21 protein-coding genes are annotated in these 19,876 nt (G+C 66.0%); 5 read left to right on the top strand and 16 right to left on the bottom strand.

Features of this window, described 5'->3' with window-relative positions:
* Positions 1-96: 96 nt before the first annotated feature.
* The 3 genes from ASC68_RS11935 to ASC68_RS11945 are packed head-to-tail and all read left to right on the top strand — an operon-like array spanning position 97 to position 2,473.
* On the top strand, positions 97-906 hold the full coding sequence (locus ASC68_RS11935; protein ID WP_055879118.1) for an ABC transporter ATP-binding protein: 810 nt from the start codon (positions 97-99) through the stop codon (positions 904-906).
* Entirely contained in the window at positions 903-1,649 is a 747-nt protein-coding gene (locus ASC68_RS11940) for an ABC transporter ATP-binding protein (RefSeq protein ID WP_055879120.1), read from the top strand. The genes ASC68_RS11935 and ASC68_RS11940 overlap by 4 nt, the downstream gene beginning before the upstream one ends.
* A gap of 26 nt (positions 1,650-1,675) precedes the next feature.
* Positions 1,676-2,473, top strand: coding sequence for a DUF1684 domain-containing protein (locus ASC68_RS11945; protein ID WP_055879122.1), 798 nt, complete (start codon positions 1,676-1,678; stop codon positions 2,471-2,473).
* A gap of 3 nt (positions 2,474-2,476) precedes the next feature.
* On the opposite strand, the gene ASC68_RS11950 is transcribed toward ASC68_RS11945, so the two are convergent.
* From ASC68_RS11950 to ASC68_RS11960, 3 genes are all read right to left on the bottom strand, one after another.
* Entirely contained in the window at positions 2,477-2,923 is a 447-nt protein-coding gene (locus ASC68_RS11950) for an Rrf2 family transcriptional regulator (protein ID WP_055879125.1), read from the bottom strand.
* A 97-nt stretch (positions 2,924-3,020) separates the two neighbouring features.
* Positions 3,021-4,412, bottom strand: a complete 1,392-nt coding sequence (locus ASC68_RS11955; RefSeq protein ID WP_055879128.1) for a UDP-glucose/GDP-mannose dehydrogenase family protein — start codon at positions 4,410-4,412, stop codon at positions 3,021-3,023.
* A 123-nt stretch (positions 4,413-4,535) separates the two neighbouring features.
* Positions 4,536-5,972, bottom strand: a complete 1,437-nt coding sequence (locus ASC68_RS11960) for a mannose-1-phosphate guanylyltransferase/mannose-6-phosphate isomerase (RefSeq protein WP_055879130.1) — start codon at positions 5,970-5,972, stop codon at positions 4,536-4,538.
* A gap of 310 nt (positions 5,973-6,282) precedes the next feature.
* On the opposite strand from ASC68_RS11960, the gene ASC68_RS11970 reads away from it, so the two are divergent.
* On the top strand, positions 6,283-6,888 hold the full coding sequence (locus ASC68_RS11970; protein ID WP_156384580.1) for a hypothetical protein: 606 nt from the start codon (positions 6,283-6,285) through the stop codon (positions 6,886-6,888).
* A gap of 13 nt (positions 6,889-6,901) precedes the next feature.
* Here ASC68_RS11970 and ASC68_RS11975 read toward each other — a convergent pair whose 3' ends face one another.
* From ASC68_RS11975 to ASC68_RS12025, 11 genes are all read right to left on the bottom strand, one after another.
* Positions 6,902-7,447 carry a transglutaminase-like cysteine peptidase gene (locus ASC68_RS11975; protein WP_055879138.1) on the bottom strand — a complete coding sequence of 182 codons (546 nt, stop codon included), beginning with the start codon at positions 7,445-7,447 and terminating at the stop codon, positions 6,902-6,904.
* Between the two features lie 98 nt (positions 7,448-7,545).
* Positions 7,546-7,794 carry a hypothetical protein gene (locus ASC68_RS11980; protein WP_055879140.1) on the bottom strand — a complete coding sequence of 83 codons (249 nt, stop codon included), beginning with the start codon at positions 7,792-7,794 and terminating at the stop codon, positions 7,546-7,548.
* A 151-nt stretch (positions 7,795-7,945) separates the two neighbouring features.
* The gene (locus ASC68_RS11985; protein WP_055879143.1) at positions 7,946-8,923 is read right to left on the bottom strand and encodes an LLM class flavin-dependent oxidoreductase; all 978 of its coding nucleotides are present in this window, start codon (positions 8,921-8,923) and stop codon (positions 7,946-7,948) included.
* 119 nt (positions 8,924-9,042) lie between these two features.
* Positions 9,043-9,978 (bottom strand): ABC transporter substrate-binding protein, encoded by a 936-nt coding sequence (locus tag ASC68_RS11990; protein ID WP_055879146.1) that lies wholly within the window; start codon positions 9,976-9,978, stop codon positions 9,043-9,045.
* Positions 9,979-10,148: 170 nt separating this feature from the next.
* Positions 10,149-11,078, bottom strand: a complete 930-nt coding sequence (locus ASC68_RS28660; protein ID WP_055879149.1) for an ABC transporter substrate-binding protein — start codon at positions 11,076-11,078, stop codon at positions 10,149-10,151.
* 18 nt (positions 11,079-11,096) lie between these two features.
* Positions 11,097-12,875, bottom strand: a complete 1,779-nt coding sequence (locus ASC68_RS29350) for an amino acid ABC transporter permease/ATP-binding protein (RefSeq protein WP_156387317.1) — start codon at positions 12,873-12,875, stop codon at positions 11,097-11,099.
* 148 nt (positions 12,876-13,023) lie between these two features.
* Positions 13,024-13,593, bottom strand: coding sequence for a GNAT family N-acetyltransferase (locus ASC68_RS12005; protein WP_082528101.1), 570 nt, complete (start codon positions 13,591-13,593; stop codon positions 13,024-13,026).
* Positions 13,590-14,747: a M20 aminoacylase family protein gene (locus tag ASC68_RS12010; protein ID WP_055879152.1), complete on the bottom strand. Its 1,158-nt coding sequence runs from the start codon at positions 14,745-14,747 to the stop codon at positions 13,590-13,592. The genes ASC68_RS12005 and ASC68_RS12010 overlap by 4 nt, the downstream gene beginning before the upstream one ends.
* Entirely contained in the window at positions 14,744-16,084 is a 1,341-nt protein-coding gene (locus ASC68_RS12015; RefSeq protein ID WP_055879154.1) for an LLM class flavin-dependent oxidoreductase, read from the bottom strand. Before ASC68_RS12015 ends, ASC68_RS12010 begins: the two co-directional genes overlap by 4 nt.
* Before the next feature lie 21 nt (positions 16,085-16,105).
* The gene (locus ASC68_RS12020; RefSeq protein ID WP_055879156.1) at positions 16,106-17,107 is read right to left on the bottom strand and encodes an MsnO8 family LLM class oxidoreductase; all 1,002 of its coding nucleotides are present in this window, start codon (positions 17,105-17,107) and stop codon (positions 16,106-16,108) included.
* 10 nt (positions 17,108-17,117) lie between these two features.
* Positions 17,118-17,474, bottom strand: coding sequence for a DUF3088 domain-containing protein (locus tag ASC68_RS12025; protein WP_248310532.1), 357 nt, complete (start codon positions 17,472-17,474; stop codon positions 17,118-17,120).
* 181 nt (positions 17,475-17,655) lie between these two features.
* On the opposite strand from ASC68_RS12025, the gene ASC68_RS12030 reads away from it, so the two are divergent.
* Positions 17,656-18,762, top strand: a complete 1,107-nt coding sequence (locus tag ASC68_RS12030; protein WP_055879160.1) for an FAD-dependent oxidoreductase — start codon at positions 17,656-17,658, stop codon at positions 18,760-18,762.
* Positions 18,763-18,898: 136 nt separating this feature from the next.
* Here the strand turns inward: ASC68_RS12030 and ASC68_RS12035 are convergent, their stop codons facing one another.
* Positions 18,899-19,318: a TIGR01244 family sulfur transferase gene (locus ASC68_RS12035; protein ID WP_055879162.1), complete on the bottom strand. Its 420-nt coding sequence runs from the start codon at positions 19,316-19,318 to the stop codon at positions 18,899-18,901.
* A gap of 41 nt (positions 19,319-19,359) precedes the next feature.
* On the bottom strand, positions 19,360-19,839 hold the full coding sequence (locus ASC68_RS12040; protein WP_244488451.1) for a flavin reductase family protein: 480 nt from the start codon (positions 19,837-19,839) through the stop codon (positions 19,360-19,362).
* Positions 19,840-19,876: the final 37 nt, after the last annotated feature.

A 19,876-nucleotide genomic window follows, 5' to 3' on the forward strand; every position in this document is an offset into this window, starting at 1 on the left:
TGTCATCCCAGCGAAAGCTGGGACCCAACTCACAGCCCGCGCCAGCGGCAAGATGGATCCCAGCCTTCGCTGGGATGACATCGAGGGGGTGGCGTGATGGTGCCACTTCTCGACATCAAGAACCTGAACCTAGCCGTCGACGGCAAGCCGCTGGTTTCCGACCTGTCGTTCGCGATCGCGCCGGGCGAGCGGCTGGGGCTGATCGGCGAGAGCGGCTCAGGCAAATCGCTCACCGCAATGGCGGCGACCGGGCTGTTGCCGCGGGCCATCAAGGCAAGCGGCTCGGTGGTGCTGGGCGGGCAGCAGGTGATCGGGGCGCCGGACCGGGTGCTGAACGGCTTGCGCGGCATGGTGGCGGCGTTTGTGTTCCAGGAGCCACTGACGGCGCTCGACCCATTGCTGCGGGTGGCACAACAGGTGGCCGAGCCGCTGCAGCGGCGAGCCCGGCGGGATGGGCGCGAGCTCACGGGCAGCCTGCTCAACCGCGAAGTGCTGGCGCTGCTCGAGCAGGTTGCGCTGCCCCAGCCGGAACGCATCGCCCGATCCTATCCGCATGAGATTTCTGGCGGACAGCGGCAGCGGGTGGCGATTGCCATGGCGCTGGCCTGCCGGCCGCAATTGCTGATCGCCGACGAGCCGACGACGGCGCTCGATGTGACGACGCAGGCGGAGATCCTGAAGCTGCTCGACGGGCTGGTGCGGGAGCGCGGCATGGCGCTGCTGTTCATCAGTCACGACCTGCCGGTGGTGGCCGAAATCGTCGAGCGCGTGGTGGTGATGAAACGGGGTATCGCGGTGGAGGCCGGACCGGTGCGCGAGGTATTCGGCGCGCCGCAGCACGACTACACGCGCTCGCTGGTCGCGGCCGCCAAGGCGTTCGACGACGCGCTGGAGGGTACAGCATGAGCCTCGTCAGCGTGGAGAATGTCAGCTTCGGCTATGCCCGCGATCGGCTGGTGCTCGATGGGGTGTCGCTGGAGGTCCGTGCCGGCGCCAGCGTCGGTCTGGTCGGGGAATCCGGGTCCGGCAAGACCACCCTGCTCCGGCTGCTGCTGGGCTTGACCCGGCCAAGCGCGGGGCAGATCCGCTTTGACGGCGAGATCCTCGACACGCGCAGCGGCAGCTTCATGCGGATTTATCGCCGGCAGGTGCAGGCGGTGTTCCAGGATCCCTACTCTTCGCTCGATCCGCGCCAGAACGTGCTCGGCATCGTCTCGGAGCCGTTGCGCTCGCTGGGCATTCCAGGCGATCGGCGGATGCTGGTCGAGGCGGCACTGGTTTCGGTGGGACTGGAGCCGGGCATTCTCGGGCGCTACCCGCACGAGTTCTCGGGCGGGCAGCGGCAGCGCATCGCCATTGCCCGCGCCATCGTCGCCAAGCCGAAACTGCTGCTGGCCGACGAGGCGGTCAGCGCGCTCGATCTCTCGACCCGCATCCGCATCGTCGAGCTGCTGCAGAAGCTGGCGGCCGATATGACACTGGTCTTCGTGTCGCACGACCTCGGCGTTGTCGCCGCGCTTTGCGACGAGATGGTGATCCTCGAGAAGGGCCGGATCGTCGAGGCCGGCGCCACTCGCAAAATTCTCACCGACCCCCAACATCAGTACACCCGGAAGCTGCTCGGCAGCGTGCCGCGCATGCCTGCCTGATCTGCCTGACCCCAAGGACGACTCCAATGACTAACTCTGCCGACTATCTCGCCGCACTCGACGCCTGGAAGGCGAAGCGCCTCAACAACCTCAAGGCGCCGAACGGCTGGCTCAACATCATCGGCCGCTTTGTGCTCGACCCCGGCACTGCCAGTGTCGGGACCGCCGAGGACAACGACATCGTCCTCTCCGCCGGCCCGGCGCATCTGGGGGCGGTGACGCAGGAGCCTGACGGCACGGTGACGTTCAAGCCGACCGACGGCGAGCCGATCCACATCACGCCGAACAAGAAGCATCCGCCGCGGTTCCAGCTCGGCACCCTGCTGTGCGAGATCACCACGGTGAACGGCGACAATGCGCTGCGCATCCGCGACACCGCTTCGGCGGCGCCGGCCGCGTTCCCGGGGATCGAGTATTTCCCGGCACAGCAGGACTGGCGGATCACCGCCCAGTGGGTGCCGTTCGAGGCGCCCCTGGAGATGGATGTCGACACCACCGGCAATATCCGCACCGGCGTCGCGGTGACGCACAAGGCGGTGTTCACCCACGAGGGCAAGACCTACGAGCTGATCGCCACGCACGGCACGCCGGAGGCGCCGCAATTCGTGATCCGCGACCCGACCTCGCGGGATTCGACCTATCCGGCCTCACGCTTCCTCTATGGCGAGGAGGTGACTGAGAACAGCATCGTCCTCGACTTCAACAAGGCGATCAACCCGCCCTGCGCCTTCACCGAGTTCGCGGTATGCCCGCTGCCGCCACCGGAAAACGTGCTGCCATTCCGCATCGAGGCGGGCGAGAAGCGGCTAGCCGAGCTGCACTAGATCTTAAGCGGTCTGCAGCTCGATCGGCAGGACCTCGCCATTGGCGTCGCGCATTTGCGCAAGCGTCGTGCGATCGAGCACTTCGGCGATGGCGTTACGGACATTGAGCATGGTGTGGCGGACCTGGCAGGTCGCCACATCGCAGTCGTCGCACGCTTCGTAGCGAGTGTGGCTGGCGCAGGGGATCGGCGCCAGCGGGCCATCGAGCACGCGTACGATGGAGCCGACCTTGATCTCCTCGGGCGCCCGGGCCAGGCGATAGCCGCCGCCTTTGCCCTTGCGGCTCTGCACGATGCCGGCATTGCGAAGATCGCCGAGGATGGCATCGAGGAACTTCTTCGGAATCTTGTTCGCCGACGCGATGTCGGCGACCAGCGCCAACTCCCCTGGAGGGAACTGCGCCAGATGCACCAGCGCCTTCAGGCCGTATTTTCCCTTGGCAGTCAGCATCGCCGAAAATCATCCCAGGCAGCAAAAAGCGCACGAGATATAATTTCCAGCGACTAGCTATACAAGTAGAGCTTTGCGTCGTCGTATCGATGGAGGCTCAGGACACCTGACGCCGGCCGATGGGGAAATAGGCCAACCCGGCGTCCTCGACGATCGAGGGTTCGTAGAGGTTGCGGCCATCGAAAATCGCCTTTCGCCCGAGCCCCCTGGCCAAGGCCGCAAAGTCGGGGTTCCGGAACACCTTCCACTCGGTGACGATCACCAGGGCATCGGCCCCCGTCACGGCCGCCATCGCGGTTTCGACGAAATCGATCCGCCCCATCCCGCCATCGAGATCGAACGCCAGAACGCGTTTCGCTTCCTCCATCGCCACGGGGTCATAGGCCCGGATCGCGGCGCCGCGGCGGAGGAGATCGGCGATCAGCACGCGGCTGGGCGCATCGCGCATGTCGTCGGTGTTGGGCTTGAATGACAGGCCCCAGACAGCGAAGGTCAGGCCGGTGAGGTCTTCGCCAAAGCGGGTGCGAATCTTGCCGCCCAGCACATCTTTCTGCGCCGTGTTCGCTTCCTCGACGGCGGCGAGAATGCGCAATTCGCGCCCCTGCTCCGCCGCGCTGTGGCGCAGCGCGCTCACATCCTTGGGGAAGCAGCTGCCGCCATAGCCGGTGCCGGCATAGAGGAAGCTGTAGCCAATGCGCGGATCGGAGCCGATGCCACGACGGACCAGCTCGATATCGGCGCCCAGATCTTCTGCCAGATTGGCCAGCTCGTTCATGAACGAGATGCGCGTCGCCAGCATGGCATTGGCGGCATACTTGGTGAGCTCGGCCGAACGAACGTCCATTACCATGGTGCGATCGTGGTTGAGGGTGAACGGCGCGTAGAGCTGGCGCATCAGCTCGAGGCCGCGCCGACCGGCCGGCGTGCCGTCCGCACCGATGATGATGCGGTCCGGGCGGTTGAAATCGGTGACCGCCGCGCCCTCCTTGAGGAACTCGGGGTTGGAGATGACGGTGAAATCGGGCTGGCCGAGGCGGACCCGTTCCGCCGGGTCGGCGGCAAAGCCGCGCTTCACCAGCTCGGCGGTGATGGCCTCGGCAACGCGATCGCCAGTCCCAACCGGCACGGTGGACTTGTCGGCCACGACCTTGAAGCCGGTGACGTGCTCGCCGATGCTGCGCGCCACAGCGAGCACATATTTGAGATCGGCCGACCCGGTTTCGTCAGGCGGGGTCCCAACCGCGATGAACAGCGCTTCACCGTGTTCGACACCGGCTGCAATGTCGGTGGTGAAGGAGAGCCGCCGCGCAGCGCGATTGCCGGAGACGATCGCCTCGAGCCCCGGCTCGTAGATCGGGACATGGCCGCTGTTGAGCAACGCCACCTTGGCCGCATCGATATCGACACAGACAACCTGGTTGCCTGCATCGGCGAGGCAGGCGCCGGTGACGAGGCCGACATAGCCCGAGCCGAATATCGTGATCTTCATTCAGAGCCCCGAAGAGAACGCGCAGCCTATATGCGCGGCAATTACGGCGCCTAGCAACCACCAGCGCGACATGGGCAGCGCCGATGGCCGGATCAGCGTCTCTGCCTCGAAGCGCAAGCCCGGTCAGGCGCGACCGAACTCGTCCTCAATGCGGATGATGTCGTCCTCGCCCAGATAGGAGCCGGTTTGCACCTCGATCAGCTCGAGCAGGATCTTGCCGGGGTTGGCGAGCCGGTGCACGCAGCCAAGCGGCAGGTAGATGGACTCATTCTCGGTCAGCATCGTCACCTTGCCGTCGACGGTCACTTCGGCGGTGCCACTGACTACCACCCAGTGCTCGGCCCGATGGTGGTGCTTCTGCAGGCTGAGCTTCTTGCCGGGCTTGACGAACAGGCGCTTCACCTGGAAGCGATCGCCGTTCAGCACCGAGGAGTAACCACCCCAAGGACGGTAGGCCGTGCGATGGATCTCGGTGAGGCCCTGGGTAGCGGGATTGGCCCGCAATGCCTTGACCATCGGCCCAACCCGCTGCGCGTCTGACAGGCGGCCGACATAGATGGCGTCTTCCGACGCGATGATGGCGACATCCTCCAGCCCTTCGACGGCGATATGCGCCCGCTCCGACACGATCAGCGAGTTACGCGTGTTGGACAGCGTGGCGTTGCCGTTGCTGACGACGTTGCCGGCGGCGTCCTTGCCGGACACCTTCCACACGGCATCCCAGGCACCAAGATCCGACCAGGGGAAGGTCACCGGAACCAGGGCGACCTGCTTCGATTTTTCGAAGATGGCGTAGTCCACCGAGATGTTGGGCGCCGTGCTGAAACCCGCTTCGTCGAGGCGGATGAAATCGAGGTCGGTCCTGGCAGCGGAAACAGCGGCCGCAGCGGCGCTGAAAGTCTCGGGCGCCAGCGCCTCCACCTCGCTGAGGAAGCTCGCGACGCCGAGCATGAAGGTGCCGGAGTTCCAGTAGTAGCCGCCGGTGGCCAGCATCTTCTCAGCGGTGTCGTGGTCGGGCTTTTCGACGAAGCGCGCCACGGCGCGAACACCGTTGCCGAGCTCGGCACCTGCCTCGATGTAACCGTAACCGGTTTCGGGGGCCGATGGGGTGATACCGAAGGTGACGAGCCGGCCGGCCCGGGCGGCAGCAGCTGCGGTGGCGACGCTCCACCAATAGTTGTCATCGGCGTCGACGGCATGATCGGAGGCAAGAACGTGGATGACCGCATCGTCGCCGAAGGCCTGCTGCACATGCAGCGCTGCCGCGGCGATGGCAGCGGCGGTATTGCGCGCCATCGGCTCGAGCAGCACGGCGGACGTCGGCACGCCCGCCTCCTGTGCCTGCTCGGCGACGAGGAAGCGATACTCGGCGTTGGTGACGATGACAGCGGGATGATAGCGCGCCGGGTCGGCAACACGCAGCAGCGTCTGCTGATAGAGCGAGGTCGGGCCGGTCAGCGGCAGGAATTGCTTGGGGCGAGCCGCACGAGACATCGGCCAGAGCCGGGTCCCCTGCCCGCCTGCAAGGATCACCGGTACGATCAAATTGGCTTCAGTCATCGGTTCTGGGCCTCGGCGTAATAGCCCGCATGCTTGCCGCGAAGTCATGCGAGGTGGTGGTTGACTGCTGATTCAGCTGGGTGAGGACGCCGTCCGCCCTGGCGTAAGCAACGATGCCATGGCCGTCCTGCGTCGGCGTGATGGAGAATTGTACCATGAACGCGATAGCATCCATCAGCCCCGCCAGATAGAGGCGATCAGCTGCCGGCTCGCTCGCTTTGGCGCGGAAATTATCCTTACCAAGCGGTTACCGACCACCTCAAGGGCGCTAGCTGATAGGGATGCGCTATTGCATCGCGTGAGGTTGAAGTTGCGTTTCGCGTCGAGACTATTGCCACTGGCTGGAGCCCTGCTGCTGAGCCTGTCGGTTGCCGCGGTGCCGCTGCAGGCGGCAGACCTCGGCCCTACCCCTTCCGAACAGGTGGCGCCAGCCGCGCTGCCGCTGCGCGAGGCGCTGTCGCGCTACCTGTCGCTGGAGATGATCCGCGCGACGTTCGACGTCGTGCCGCGGGAGGAACTGGGAGCGGCGCTCGAGGAGCAGGCGCTGCGCTGGGGCAAGGCGACCCCGCCGGCCGAGGCGCTGGCCGAACTTGACCAGCAACTGCTCAGCGAAGCGAGCTACTACCTGGTGTCGCTCAGCTATCTGGTGCAGGTGGGCGGCGCGGCGTTCCCTGCCGATCGTGCCGAGATGGTCTATGCCAACGACACGATTTCGAAGCTCGACGATCTGCGCCGGCAGCTGTTCGAAACCATCGAGACCGGTGGCGACGTGCTGCCGGTGCTGGTTGAAGCCGAACGCATCCGGGCGCTGACGGAAGGCCATGCCAGCGCACCGGACGATTTTGGGGTATTTGCCGAGCATGAGGCGCTGCTCGACCGCGTCCTCAACAAGCTCAAGCGCGGCACGCCGACCTGAGCCGGCTTGCCGATCAGCTCCAGCTGCGCGGGTTGGCGCCCGACATCGAGATGATGCGGTAGCCCGACTGGCTGAGCGGCTTGATGCTTGCTGTCAGGTTGTCCAGCACCAGATCCTTGCCATTGGTCTTGACCACCAGGATTGCATGGCCCTCGCCCCTGCGGGTCTTGACGTAGGCAATGCGGAGCGAACTGGCCGGGATGCCGGCCTTGATCAGCGCCTTGCGCTTGGCCAGCACATAGTCTTCACAATCGCCGGAGGAGGAGCTGGCCGACCAGACATCGGCGCCGCTGTCGTAACGCGGTTTGATCGAACGGTTGACGTGGCCATTGACGCGCTTCAGCGTCGACATGACGTCGGCGGTAAGATCGACCTTGGCCTTGCCGCCGCCTTTGCATTCGGCGGGGTTCTTCAGGCACATCACCTGGTAGCCGAGAGGCGCGTGCACGCTGCCCGCGCTGGCTGCCGTCGACATCGCGCCGGCGGCCAGCGATACCATGGCCGCCATGATGACGGCTGCGATCTTCCGGTTCGAACCCGTAGCGGTTTGGACGCTCATGCAATCCCCCTGTGGCGCAACTGGCGCGCGTTCATTGGGAACACCATGACAGCTGGACTTTGCTGCCCGGTTCAGCGTTTGAGTAAAACTTTACGCAATCACGCGGGAATAAGGACCACCGGGCGCCGGATGATGAGGCCGAGCATCAGGCCGATATTGAACGCGACGATAGAGAGCGCTGTCCAGCCCAGGGCCGTGACGAGATCGGCGTGCGCCGCGAACGACGCCGTCGCCGTGGTCACGAGCAACAGGTTACCCACCACGATCCAGCCGACCGTCGAATAGTAACCTCCGGCTATCAAGCCTAGTCCGCTGGCAAGCAAGGCAGCCAGCACGGTCGCACCCATCAATGCACTCCTGATTGGCGCCTAGGTTCCGATATTGTGTGTTAAGCGAGCGTTACGTGAGCGTGTGGCTTTGCGGTACTCAACTGCTGTCGGCGAAAAGCGCGTCGCTCGACCGGGGGGCAAGTCGCTGACGCCCGCCTCGGCAGGTTATTCAGGACTTCGTCAGCAAGCCGATGGCGTCGGTGAGGATCTGGGCGTAGTCGGCCTCGTCGAACTCATAGGGCAGCTCGAGGCGCAACTCGTCGGCCGCTGCCACTGCGGCGTCCGCGGTGAGTCGCTCGGCGATATCGGCCAGCGTGCCGACCAGGTCGGGTGCGAACAGGGTGCGCTTGTCGCCATTGGGCTGCAGCGTGCGGGCATGGCGGGACTGGGCATAGGCGAGATAGCGCTCCCGCGTGGTCCGGCTGGCGCTGTCGAGCGGCACGATCACCCGACCCAGCGCGATGCGGCCGGAGGCACCCCGAGCCTGGGCCCGATAGACCGCGATCTGGTTGAGTTGCGCAGTGACGAAATCGTCTGTCCCTTCGCCCGAGGTGACGTTGCCGACCAGCAGGTTGAAGCCGTTCGCACCCGCCCATTCGGCCGATTTCAGCGAACCGCCGCCATACCATAGTCGGTCGAGGAGGCCGGGCACGCCCGGCTGCAGCCGCGGCACCGCCTTGCCGCCGGGGATGGCGATCGGCTCGCCCAACGGCTCTGCGCGCAGCAGCTCGACCAGCCGCGCGATGCGCCGGTGCGAGAAATCGAACGAGCGGTAGTCGCCGTCGAACACCAGCGGGCCGAGCAGGTCGAGGTGCTGTGGCGGGCCGGCGCTGAGCCCGACATTCAGCCGCCCGGCGGATAGCGCCTCCGCCATCGCGAGGTCCTCGGCGAGGCGGAACGGGCTCTCGTAGCCGATCTGGATCACTGCGCTGCCGAGCTCGATCCGGCGCGTGCGCTGGCTGGCCGCGGCGAGGAACACCGCTGCCGACGAAATGCCGTGTTCGAGGTGCCGCTGACGCACCCAGGCGCCGTGATAGCCCAGCGCCTCACCCAGTTCGATGATCCGAAGCGTCGCCTCGAGGCCGGTATGCGGATCGTTCTCCGCGTAGTTGCCGGGGATAAGAAAGCTGAGCTTGCTGATGGTCATGGGAGCGTTCGCGTTGAAGCGCCGCGTGCCAAGGAGAGAGGGGACACGCGGCGCCGGTTACGTCCCGAGGAAGGGGTAGGACGATCTGGGGCTCAGGTCTGGTCAGGTCTTGTTAGTGATCAGGTCTTGGGCAGGCCCGGCGGGTTGGTGCGCGATTCGCCGAGTTTCTCGGCGTCGAGGCCCCAGCGCTTCAGCGCCTCGATGTACTTGCCGTCGGCGATCAGCCCGTTGATGGCGGCGGTGAGCGCATCGGCGAGGCCGGCGCCCTTCCTGGTGGCGACAGCGATCTCGGCGGTCAGCGGCCAGCCGCCGTTGACGATGCCGACGAGCCGGGTGTTGCCGCTCACCACGGCGCGGTAGGCGAGCTGGGCGTTGGGGTTGAACTCGACGTCGGCGCGGCCGGACTGCAGCGCCAGCTGCGCCGCGGCGGTATCGTCATAATACTGGAACTCGGCGGCCGGCAGGCCGGCGGCAACGTTCTGCTTGTCCCACTCGACGACGATCTTTTCCTGGTTGGTGCCAGCCCCGACGATCACCTTGAGGCCCGCAATGTCCTTGGGTTCCTTGATCTCGGTGATCTTGCTCTCGTTCGGCACGTAGAAGCCGAGGACGTCGAGGCGATAGGACGAGAAGTCGAACTTCTCCTTGCGCGCCTCGGTGACGGTGACGTTGGAAATCACCGCGTCAAACTTGCCGGATTCGAGGCCCAGCGGCCAATCGGGCCAGGCCACCGGCACCAGGACGAGTTCGAGGCCCAGCGCGTCGGCAATGATCGAGGCCGTATCTTCCTCGACGCCAACCGGCGTCGAGGAGTCGGTGGCGTACGTCGAGAGCGGCGGATCGCCGACAGTCAGCGCCACAGTAAGGGCGCCCGGCTTCACCGGCTTGAAGTCGGGTGAGATCTTGGCGATCGCGTCCGGATTGGCTTCGGCTTTGGGGCGAGCCGTCTGCTCGGGAGTGAGGTCGAAGCCGCCCTGGGCGAAAGCCCCTGAAGTGGCGGAGAACAGCAGGCCGGCGGCGAGAATGCCTGCGGCTGCCGTGCGAATGAGGGTCATTTTTGACGCCTTTCTTGGGTCCAATTGGGCGCGAAGAGGCTGGGCGCACATCCCGGTGTCCCCGGTAATGCGACGCTATGCGTCCGGCGCTTCGCACTGTCGCCGGCGTGTCTGGTAGAAGCTTTGGGGACATTTCACCGTTTCAAGCGAAACGGCGAAATGCCCTGAGCTCAGTACTTAGGCAGGCCCGGCGGGTTGGTCTTGGCGGTCTCCACCGCCTCCGGTGCCAAGTGCCAGCGCTCGAGCGTCTTCAAATAGCTGCCGTCGGCGATCACCGCGTTCAGCGCCTCGGTCAGCACCGGAGCGAGACCGCTGTCCTTGCGGGTGGTGATGCCGACCTCGGTGGTGTTGGGCCAGCCGGCATTGACGGTGCCGACCTGGTGGATCGCCCCGGTCTTCAGGCCCTGGTAGGTGAAGATCGAATTGACGTTGAAGATGGCATCGACGCGCCCGGACTGGATGGCGAGCAGCGCCGCCGGGGTGTCCTCGTAGTAGAGGATGTCGCTCGCCGGGAGGCCGGCGGCGACATTCTCCTTGTTCCACTCGTTGATGATGCGATCCTGGATGGTGCCCGAACTGGTCGCGATCTTGAGGCCGGCCACGTCCTTGGGTTGCTTCAGCGAGGTGATCGGGCTGTCGGTGACAACGAAGAAGCCGTGCAGGCCCTGCCGGTAAGTCGAAAAGTCGAACTTCAGCTTCCGCTCTTCGGTAACGCCGACATTACTGATCACCGCGTCATACTTGCCCGAGGTGAGGCCGAGCGGCCAATCGGCCCAGGCCACCGGCACGAGGTTGAGCTTCAGGCCGAGCTTGTCGGCAACCAGCCAGGCGATATCAGGGTCGGCGCCGACCACCGTCGCAGCGTCGGTGGCGTAGGTGCCGAGCGGCGGCTCGCCGGCGGCGGCAACCGCCACAGTGAAGCTGCCCGGCACCACCCACTTGAAGTCGGCGGGGAGTTTGGCGGCCAGCGCCGGATCGGCCTCGACATGGATGCGACCGGGCTGTTCGGGGCTGAGATCGAAGATGTCTTCAGCGGCGTAGGCTCCGCCGAAGCCGGCAGCGGCGAGGCCACCGGCAAGCACGAGAGAAAGAAGGCGCATTTCAGGAAACCTTGTGTGTCAGAGGACCTTGGCCAGGAACTCGGCCGTCCGGGGGTGTGAGGGAGAGTTGAAGAGCCGCTCGGGCGCGCCGGCTTCGACGATGCGACCGTTTTCCATGAAGACGATCTTGTCGGCGACCTCGCGGGCGAAGCCGATCTCGTGGGTGACGATGACCATCGTCGTCCCCGATTTCGCCAGCTCCTTGATCGTGTCGAGCACTTCGCCCACCAGCTCGGGATCGAGCGCCGAAGTTGGCTCGTCGAACAGCAAGACCTTGGGTTTCAGCGCCAGGGCGCGGGCAATGGCGACGCGCTGCTGCTGCCCGCCCGACAGGTGCCGCGGATAGGCCTCGGCCTTGTCGGAGAGACCGACACGATCGAGCAGGTCGAGCGCCTGGCCGACGGCCTTGCCGTGCTCGAGCTTCTGCACCGCGATGGGGGCTTCGATCAGGTTCTCCACCGCCGTCAGATGCGGGAACAGGTTGAAGTTCTGGAACACCATGCCGATGCCGGCGCGGCGCTCTCGGATGGCGCGATCCTTGAGTTCGTAGAGCACGTTGCCGCGCTGCTCGTAGGCGATGATCTCGCCATCGATCGAGACGAACCCGCCATCCGGCCGCTCGAGGTGGTTGATGGTACGCAGCAGCGTCGATTTGCCGGCGCCCGAGGGGCCGATGATCACGGTCACTTCGCCGGGCTCGACCGTGAGGCTCACATTGTCGAGCGCCTTGAAGTCGCCAAAGCTCTTGGTGATGCGGCGGATGTCGATGCGGCCGACATCGTGACTGTGCCGATCGAAGGCGGCGAGCGGCGCGCGCTGGGCTTGCGGCGCGGCACGGACGGCGGCGATGGTCCGGGCGGTGCGGTTGGGACCGAGGAAGCGGCCGAGCAGCGGCGCCTGCACCTCGCGAGTGGCGCCCTTGGCGAAATAGCGCTCGATGCCGAACTGCACGAGCGACAACACGCTCATGATGATCAGGTACCAGACCGTTGCCACCATCAGCAGCGGGATGACCTCGAGGTTCCGCTTGTAGATGACCTGGACGGTGTAGAAGAGCTCGGGCAGCGCCAGCACGTAGACAATGGAGGTGGCCTTGGCGAGGCCGATGATCTCGTTGAAGCCCGAGGGGATGATGGCGCGCATGGCCTGCGGCAGGACGATGCGCAGCGACTGGTGGCGCCAGGAGAGGCCAAGTGCGGCTGCGGCCTCCTGCTGGCCCTGGTCGATCGACAGGATGCCGCCCCGGATGATCTCGGCCGAGAAGGCCGCCTGGTTGAGGCTGAGGCCGATCACCGCCACGGCGAAGACGCTGAGCACCGAGGTGGTGCCGTACTGGGCGAACAGGATATCGGTGAACGGGATACCGATATCGACGGTCGGGTAGAGGTAGCCGATATTGTTGAGCACCAGCAGCAGGACGATCAGCGGGATCGAGCGCAGCAGCCAGATATAGGCCCAGGAGAGGCCGGAAAGCAGCTTCGACTTCGACACCCGGGCGAACGCCAGCAGGCCGCCGAGGAAGAAGCCGAGCACGCTGGCCAGCAGCGTCAGCCACAGAGTGCGGCCGAGGCCGATCAGCACCGCCCCATCGAAGAAGTACTGGGCGAACACCGTCCAGCCCCAGCGCTCGTTGGTGAGCACCGAGTGGAGCGTGACGAGGATCAGCAGCCCCGCCACCACCGTGCCGGCGATCCGCCATGGGTGCTTGGCCGGCACGACGCGATAACCGCCCGGATCGGCGGAGGAGCGCGCCAGGTCGAGTTCGACACTCGCAGAACTTGCATCGGTCGTAGCCATTCAGAGGTGCCTTCGTTGTTCCTGGGGCTTGGGCCCGTCATTATTAGTCTATCAAAATGATAGACTTTAACGTCGCGGGGTCAAAGCATCGGCGTCTGTTGTTGGGTCGCCGGAGAGTTCGTTTGCCTGCGAAAATGCGGTGCCGTGGCTATCTGTGCTCGGCGAGTTGGCGCTCGCGCGCCGCCTTCCAGCCGCCCTCGGGCGGGGTCACCAACGTCGGGACATAGCCGGGCGGCGGGTTGACGAGAAATTTCTCGAATGGCAGCGCGCCGTAGATCTCGGGATCGGCATCCACATCGAACAGCGGGGTGTAGCCCGCATTGAGGTAGAGGTCGCGCGCCTCCGGCTGGCGGAAGCCGGTGGTGAGGTAGAGGCGCGAAAAGCCCTGCCGGAACGCCTGCTGCTCGAGCTCGGCCACCACCCGTCGGGCCAAACCCTGGCGGCGATGGTTCTCATCGGTCCAGATGCGCTTGAGCTCGGCGGTTTCACCATCGAAGCGCTTGAAGGCGCCGCCAGCGATCGGAAAACCGTCGCGCAGCAGTAAGAGGAAATTGCCATCGGGCGGCGCGAACAGCGCTGCCGGGTAGCGATTCATTTCCTTGTCGGCCGTCTCGCCGAAATAGGCGCCGTAGCGCCGGTCGTACTCCGCGGTCAGCTGGTTGACGAGCGGTTCGGCCAGCGGGTGGTCAGGGGTGGTGTAGTAGAAATAGTCGCTCATGCCGCTGCCGCCTCCTCGTTGGCCCTGAGGTAATCCTCGACCAGCGCCACCCAGTAGCGGGCAGCTATGCCGAGGATCTCGTCGTTGAAGTCGTAGTTGGGGCTGTGGAGATCGGCGCTCGGGCCATTGCCGACGAACAGGTAGGCGCCAGGGCGCTGTTCCAGCATGAAGGCAAAGTCCTCGCTGGCGGTGATCGGCGGGAGCGTACCGACACTCCCCTCCCCCAGCTGCCGCTGCGCCACGCCCCGCGCGAAGGCGTTCTCGGCGGCGTGGTTGACCAGCACAGGATAGCCGCGCGGCGCCGAAACCTTGGCACTCGCACCGAAGCTCTGGGCATGGGCCTCGGCGAGCGCGGCGATCCGCTGCTTGATACTCTCGCGTACCGACGCGGAGAAAGCGCGGACGGTGAGCAGCAGCTCGACGCTCTCAGGGATGACGTTTGGCACGTTGCCGCCGTGGATGGCGCCCACGGTGACCACCGCCGCCTCGAGCGGATCGATGTTGCGCGAGACGATAGTCTGCAACGCCATGATCAGCGAGGCAGCGGTGACGATCGGATCCACCGCTTCGTGCGGCCGGGCACCATGCCCACCCTTGCCGGTGATGGTGACGACGACCATGTCGACCGAGGCCATCGCCGGGCCGTCGATGAAGCGGAACTCGCCGGCCGGAACCCCCGGCCAGTTGTGCAGCCCGAACACCGCATCGACCGGGAAGCGCTCGAACAGCCGATCCTCGATCATCTTGCGGGCGCCGCCGCCATTCTCCTCGGCGGGCTGGAAGATCAGCCGAACGGTACCGGAAAAGTTACGCGTTGCGGCGATGTCTTTGGCCGCCGCGAGGAGGATCGCAGTGTGTCCGTCATGCCCGCAGGCATGCATCACCCCAGGCGTCTTGCTGGCATAGGGGACACCCGTCGTCTCGGTGATCGGCAGCGCATCCATGTCGGCACGGATGCCGATGGTCCGCGCGCCCGGCCCGCGCCTGAGCGTTCCGACGACGCCGGTGCCGCCGATACCGGTCGCGACCTCGTAGCCCCAGCCCGTGAGGAGCTCGGCCACCAGCGCGCTGGTGTTTTTCTCCTCGTAGGCCAGCTCCGGCTCGGAGTGGAGCCGGTGCCGGAGCGCCACGAACTCCGCGACATCAATGCTCATTCCGCTGCCCCGGCCTTGGCCGCCGCCTCGTCGGCGAAGCGGTTCACCGGGCGCGGCAGTTCGAGATGCTCGCGCAGGGTGGTGCCGATCAGTTCACGCGAGTGGTAGCCGCGTTTTTCGAGGATCGGCAGCACCTCTGCCTCAAAGTCGTTGAGACCCTGGGTGATGACCTGGAAGCCGAGCACGAAACCATCGGCTGCCCCCTGCTCCACCCACTCGATCAGCTTGTCGGCGACCACATCGGGCGTGCCGATGAAGTCATTGCGCGGCGTGGTGTTTTCGAGCGCCACTTCGCGCAGCGTCTGGTTTTTCTCCTTGGCGATACGCTTGATGCGGTCGGTGCCGGAGCGGAACTGGTTCTTGCCCAAGTCGCCCAGCTCAGGGAATGGCGCATCGAGGTCGTATTGGGTGAAATCGTGGTGGTCGAAGAAGCGGCCGATATAGCGCAGCGCCTCGGTGACGCTGACCAGGTCGCGGATCTCGCGATACTTGCGCTCCGCCTCCTCGGCGGTCGAGCCGACGATCGGCGAAATGCCGGGGAACACCTTGATGTCGTCGGAGCGCCGGCCATGCGCCACGGCACTGGCCTTGAGCTTACTGGTCAACTCCTGATTCTCGGGGATCGAGGCGCCGTTGGCGAACACCGCGTCGGCGTGACGACCGGCGAGCGCGATGCCGTCGTCGGAGCCGCCGGCCTGGAACAGCACCGGCTGCCCCTGCGGCGAGCGCTCGAGGTTGAGCGGGCCTTCGACGCAGTGGAACTGGCCCTTGTAGTTGACCCGATGCAGCTTCGAGAAATCGGCATACTGGCCGGTCTCGCGGTTGCGGACGAACGCATCGTCGTCCCAGCTGTCCCACAGGCCTTTCACCACGTCGATATGCTCGCCGGCGATCTGATAACGCAGCGCATGCTCGGGGTGTTTTTCACGGCTGTAGTTCTTGGCCGAGCCCTCGAGCGGCGAGGTCACGGCGTTCCAGCCGCCACGCCCCTTGCTGATGGCATCGACCGAACCGAACTGCCGGGCCACGGTGAAGGGATCCGAGTAGGAGGTGGAAAGAGTGCCGACGAGGCCGATCTTGTCGGTGACGGCGGCAAGCGCCGAGAGAATGGCGATCGGCTCGAAGCGGTTGAGGAAATGCGGGATCGACACTTCGTTGATGTAGAGCCCGTCGGCGATGAAGGCGAAGGCGATGCCGGCGGCTTCGGCCTGCTTGGCGGTCCGCACGTAATAGTCGAAATTGACGCTGGCATCGGCCGGGACGCTCGGGTGTTTCCAGGCGTTCATGTGGCCGCCCGGGCCCTGCAGCATGATGCCGAATGGGATGCGCTTGCTCATCTTAAGGGCTCCGTTAGGGGGTCAGGCGGGGATGGCGACACGGCCGGCGGCGGCGTGCGCCGCGGCCAGCAGCTCGACCGCTTCGAGGCGGCTGTCGCCCTGGTTGAACAGATCGACGATGAACTCGCCGACGCCGAGCGTGCCGCTCAGCCGGTCGAGTTCGTCGAGCAGGTCGCGCGGCGAGCCGGTGACGACGCTCGGGGTTGCGGGTTCGGTGCGGTAGTCGCTGACGCCGGCCTGGCGAGCAAACTCCCGGGCCTGCTCTTCGCTGCCGATGGTGACGCTTTGCCGCCCGGCAATGTGGAGTTTCAGCGGCCGGAACCGGTCGCCCTGCGCCTTGGCCTCGCTGCCATCGCGCGACAGGATCGCCGCGACCGCAACGACCGGCGAACGGCCGGTAAGCTGGCGGTAACGTTCGACCGTCGCGGCCAGCAGCGCTCCGTCGCCGTTGAGGTGGCGGGCAAAAACGAAACCCCAGCCCTGCCCCGCCGCCAGTTCGGCGCTGTCGACGCTGGCGCCGAGCAGGAAGCGTTCGGGTGCGGTTACCGGTGACGGCGTCGCCTTGGCGCGATCAGGGCCCTGTGTGCCGTCGAGAAAGGTGGTGAGGTCGGTGAGGAGGCCGTTGAAATCGAGCTTCCTGCCCGCCTCCCGTTCGCTCTGCAACGCCTTGGTGGAGAATGGCAGGCCGCCAGGGGCCTTGCCGACGCCGAGGTCGACACGGCCCGGAGCGATCGAAGCGAGCGTGTTGAAGCTCTCCGCCACCTTGTAGGGGCTGTAGTGCTGCAGCATGACGCCGCCCGAGCCGATGCGGATGCGCCGCGTGCCCGCCAGCAGCCAGGCGATCACCAGTTCCGGCGCCGAGCTGGCGAGGTCGGCGGTGTCGTGGTGTTCGGCGACCCAGAAGCGGTGAAAGCCCAGCCGCTCGGCGGCCTGCGCCAAAGCCAGCGTGCGCTTCAGCGCGTCGTGGGCGGTCTCGCCTTTGGCGATGGGGCTCTTATCGAGCAGGCTCAGCGTGTAGCTCATGGCCGGGGCCTCACGGATGGATGAGGGGGATGCCGTGGCGCTCGGCGAGCGTCGCGAGGATGGCGCTGGCGCCAGCGGCGAAGGCATGGCCATTAGCGATGCCGGTGGCGGATGGGCTGGTCTCACCGGCCGGCAGCACCAGCACCGGCAGCGCCTGGTTGGCTTCGCCGATCGCCGCGATCACCGCCTGGCGCGGGCGCGAGAAAGCGATGCGCTCGACCTTGAGCTTGTCGCGCACCTCAGGATGGTGGCCGAGCACGCCTTCGACCAGGGCGCCGTGCCGGCAGAAGAATTTCTGTCCGGGAAAGGCAGCGTCCTCGAAGCTGGGCTCGAGCAGGTAGAGCGTGGCCTTGTCGCGTGCCGGCACGATGATCTCCATTAGTCTATTAATTCTATGGACAATAAAGATACATGCTCGCCAAAGCGAGGCGCTGGAGGCATAGAACTTTGCCTTCTGGGCACATGGCGGGAAAAACTATGTCCTTGGCGGCAGTGGACGCGCCGAACGGCTTTCCCTCTCCTTGAGAGCAGGAACACGGGACAAAGAGATGCAGCAGCACATCGCAATCATCGGCGCCGGAATCGGCGGCTTGTCGCTGGCCTGGGCGGTGCACAAGCGGGGTGCCCGGGTGTCGCTTTACGAACAGGGAGCGATCCCTAACCCGATCAGTTCGTCGTTCGACGAGCACCGGATCACCCGGCACACCTATGGCGGGCTGAGCGGTTATGGCGCCCTGATGCCGCTGGCGTTCCGGGCCTATGAGGAGCTGTGGCGCGATCTCGGCGCGACGCATTACCTGCCGACCAACCTGCTGTATGTCGCCCGCCGCGCTTCGGACTGGTACGAGGCAACAGCTGGTGAACTCGACGCCATGGGCATCGCCCACCGACCGGTGTCGAAGGCGGAAATCGCGACGCGGCTGCCGATGCTGCGCCAGGAGGGTATCGCCGAGGCGTTCGAAGCTGAGGGCGCCGGCATGCTGTTCGCCAGCCGCATCGTCACTGATCTGGCCAGGTGGCTGGCCGAGGCCGGCGTGGCGCTGCATCCGCATAGCCGGGTGAGCGAGGTCGACACCGAAGCCGGCAGCTTCACGGTGAACGGCGAGCGTCGCTCTGCCGACGTGGTCGTCATCGCCGCCGGCGCCTGGCTGCCCGCCATCTATCCCGCGGCGCGGCCCCGCCTTACCCCCTCGCGCCAGGTGATGCTCTACCTGCAGCCGCCGGTCGAACTGGCAACGGCCTGGGCCGCGGCGCCGGTGCTGGTCGACCAGGGCGTCACCCATGGCGGCTACATCCTGCCACCGCGCGGCGGCACCCGGCTGAAGATCGGCGATCACGTGTTCACCCGCCGCGGCGACGGCTCGGACAATCGCATCGCGACACCGGAGGACGTGGCGGCGGTGAAGACGGCAGCAAGCGAGATCTTTGAAGGGTTCGAGCGCTACGAGCTGCTCGAGGCCAAGGTCTGCTACTACACCGTCACCGACGATGAGCGCTTCGTGGTCGAGCCGATCGGGGCGAGGAGCTGGCTGCTTAGCGCGTGCTCCGGGCACGGCTTCAAGCTGGGTCCGGTGATTGCGTCGGGGCTGGCCGATGCGATCACCGGGAAGCGGGATGCGACTGAGGTGACTGCCTGGGCGGCGGGGAAGGGATAGAGGTTTTCCGACCCCGCTACCGAAGCCGGCCGCTCAGGTGGAAGGAGCGGCCGGTCGACGTGTCCCCTCACCCAGCAACAGCAGTTCGGCTCCTGGCGGAGAAACTGCTGATCCCGTGGTCAGGGCGGCGCTAGAGCTACACTCCGGCGTCGAGATGACCGCGCAGGTGCAAGATGTCGTAGCCGGCGCCCGCGGCCTTGCCGATGAGGTCTTCGGTCGCCTCGCGGCCGGCCTGGCTGAGCGCCCATAGTGTGGTCGAGCGGGTGCCGGAGCGGCAATAGGCGAGAACTGGCCCTTCGACGCTGTCGAGCGCCTGGCGGGTCGCCTCGATCAGCTCGTCACGGACGCCGTCACGGCCCAGTGGAATGGCGAAATAGCGGAGACCGGCGGCGGCGGCGGCTTCGGCGATCACCGCGCCTGGCGGCTGGGTGGTGTCCTCGCCGTCCGGCCGGTTGTTGATGATGGCGACGAACCCCGCTGCCTTGAGGCGCGCCACGTCTTCGACATCGATCTGGGGTGAGACGCTGACCCGCTCGTCGATACGCTTGATGTCCAACTTCAGCTCCCGCGTTGTGTGGTGATTGGCCTGCCCCGGCCTCAGGCCGAGGTCAGTACGCGGTCCAGATTCGAGATATGGCGATAGGCGCCGTGCCAATAGAGCAGCGGCTCCGCCGTCTCGCGGGTGCGGATGGCGCGGACCCGGCCGATCAGGATGGCGTGTGAGTGGCGCTCGATCGCTTCGTCGAGCTCGCAGTCGATCACCGTCAGCGCGTCGGAAAGGCCCAGCGCGCCGGTGGCCAGTTCCTGCCAGGCCGCACCCTCGTAACGCGCAACACCCGTGGCGCCGCCGCGACCGCTGAAGCGGTCGGCGACGTGCAGTTGGTCATGTGCCAATAGGTTGATGCAGAAGCTCTGATGCTCCCGAACCACCGGCCAGGACGAAGACGAACGGTTGAGACAGACGATCATCGCCGGCGGATCCATGGAGAACGATGAGACCGACGTCGCGGTGAAGCCGGTGCGCTGCTCGCCGCGTCCAGTGGTGATGACACTCACCGCCCCCGCCAGGTGACGCATCGCGCGCTTGAATGCGGCTGCGTCGGCAAATGCATCC

It is taken from the genome of Devosia sp. Root105, assembly GCF_001424865.1.
Lineage (GTDB): Bacteria > Pseudomonadota > Alphaproteobacteria > Rhizobiales > Devosiaceae > Devosia_A.

Coding starts and splice junctions, on each gene's coding strand:
- ASC68_RS11935 (WP_055879118.1), top strand. CDS start 97: ATGGTGCCACTTCTCGACATCAAGAACCTGAACCTAGCCGTCGACGGC.
- ASC68_RS11940 (WP_055879120.1), top strand. CDS start 903: ATGAGCCTCGTCAGCGTGGAGAATGTCAGCTTCGGCTATGCCCGCGAT.
- ASC68_RS11945 (WP_055879122.1), top strand. CDS start 1,676: ATGACTAACTCTGCCGACTATCTCGCCGCACTCGACGCCTGGAAGGCG.
- ASC68_RS11950 (WP_055879125.1), bottom strand. CDS start 2,923: ATGCTGACTGCCAAGGGAAAATACGGCCTGAAGGCGCTGGTGCATCTG.
- ASC68_RS11955 (WP_055879128.1), bottom strand. CDS start 4,412: ATGAAGATCACGATATTCGGCTCGGGCTATGTCGGCCTCGTCACCGGC.
- ASC68_RS11960 (WP_055879130.1), bottom strand. CDS start 5,972: ATGACTGAAGCCAATTTGATCGTACCGGTGATCCTTGCAGGCGGGCAG.
- ASC68_RS11975 (WP_055879138.1), bottom strand. CDS start 7,447: ATGAGCGTCCAAACCGCTACGGGTTCGAACCGGAAGATCGCAGCCGTC.
- ASC68_RS11980 (WP_055879140.1), bottom strand. CDS start 7,794: ATGGGTGCGACCGTGCTGGCTGCCTTGCTTGCCAGCGGACTAGGCTTG.
- ASC68_RS11985 (WP_055879143.1), bottom strand. CDS start 8,923: ATGACCATCAGCAAGCTCAGCTTTCTTATCCCCGGCAACTACGCGGAG.
- ASC68_RS11990 (WP_055879146.1), bottom strand. CDS start 9,978: ATGACCCTCATTCGCACGGCAGCCGCAGGCATTCTCGCCGCCGGCCTG.
- ASC68_RS28660 (WP_055879149.1), bottom strand. CDS start 11,078: ATGCGCCTTCTTTCTCTCGTGCTTGCCGGTGGCCTCGCCGCTGCCGGC.
- ASC68_RS29350 (WP_156387317.1), bottom strand. CDS start 12,875: ATGGCTACGACCGATGCAAGTTCTGCGAGTGTCGAACTCGACCTGGCG.
- ASC68_RS12005 (WP_082528101.1), bottom strand. CDS start 13,593: ATGAGCGACTATTTCTACTACACCACCCCTGACCACCCGCTGGCCGAA.
- ASC68_RS12010 (WP_055879152.1), bottom strand. CDS start 14,747: ATGAGCATTGATGTCGCGGAGTTCGTGGCGCTCCGGCACCGGCTCCAC.
- ASC68_RS12015 (WP_055879154.1), bottom strand. CDS start 16,084: ATGAGCAAGCGCATCCCATTCGGCATCATGCTGCAGGGCCCGGGCGGC.
- ASC68_RS12020 (WP_055879156.1), bottom strand. CDS start 17,107: ATGAGCTACACGCTGAGCCTGCTCGATAAGAGCCCCATCGCCAAAGGC.
- ASC68_RS12030 (WP_055879160.1), top strand. CDS start 17,656: ATGCAGCAGCACATCGCAATCATCGGCGCCGGAATCGGCGGCTTGTCG.
- ASC68_RS12040 (WP_244488451.1), bottom strand. CDS start 19,839: ATGCGTCACCTGGCGGGGGCGGTGAGTGTCATCACCACTGGACGCGGC.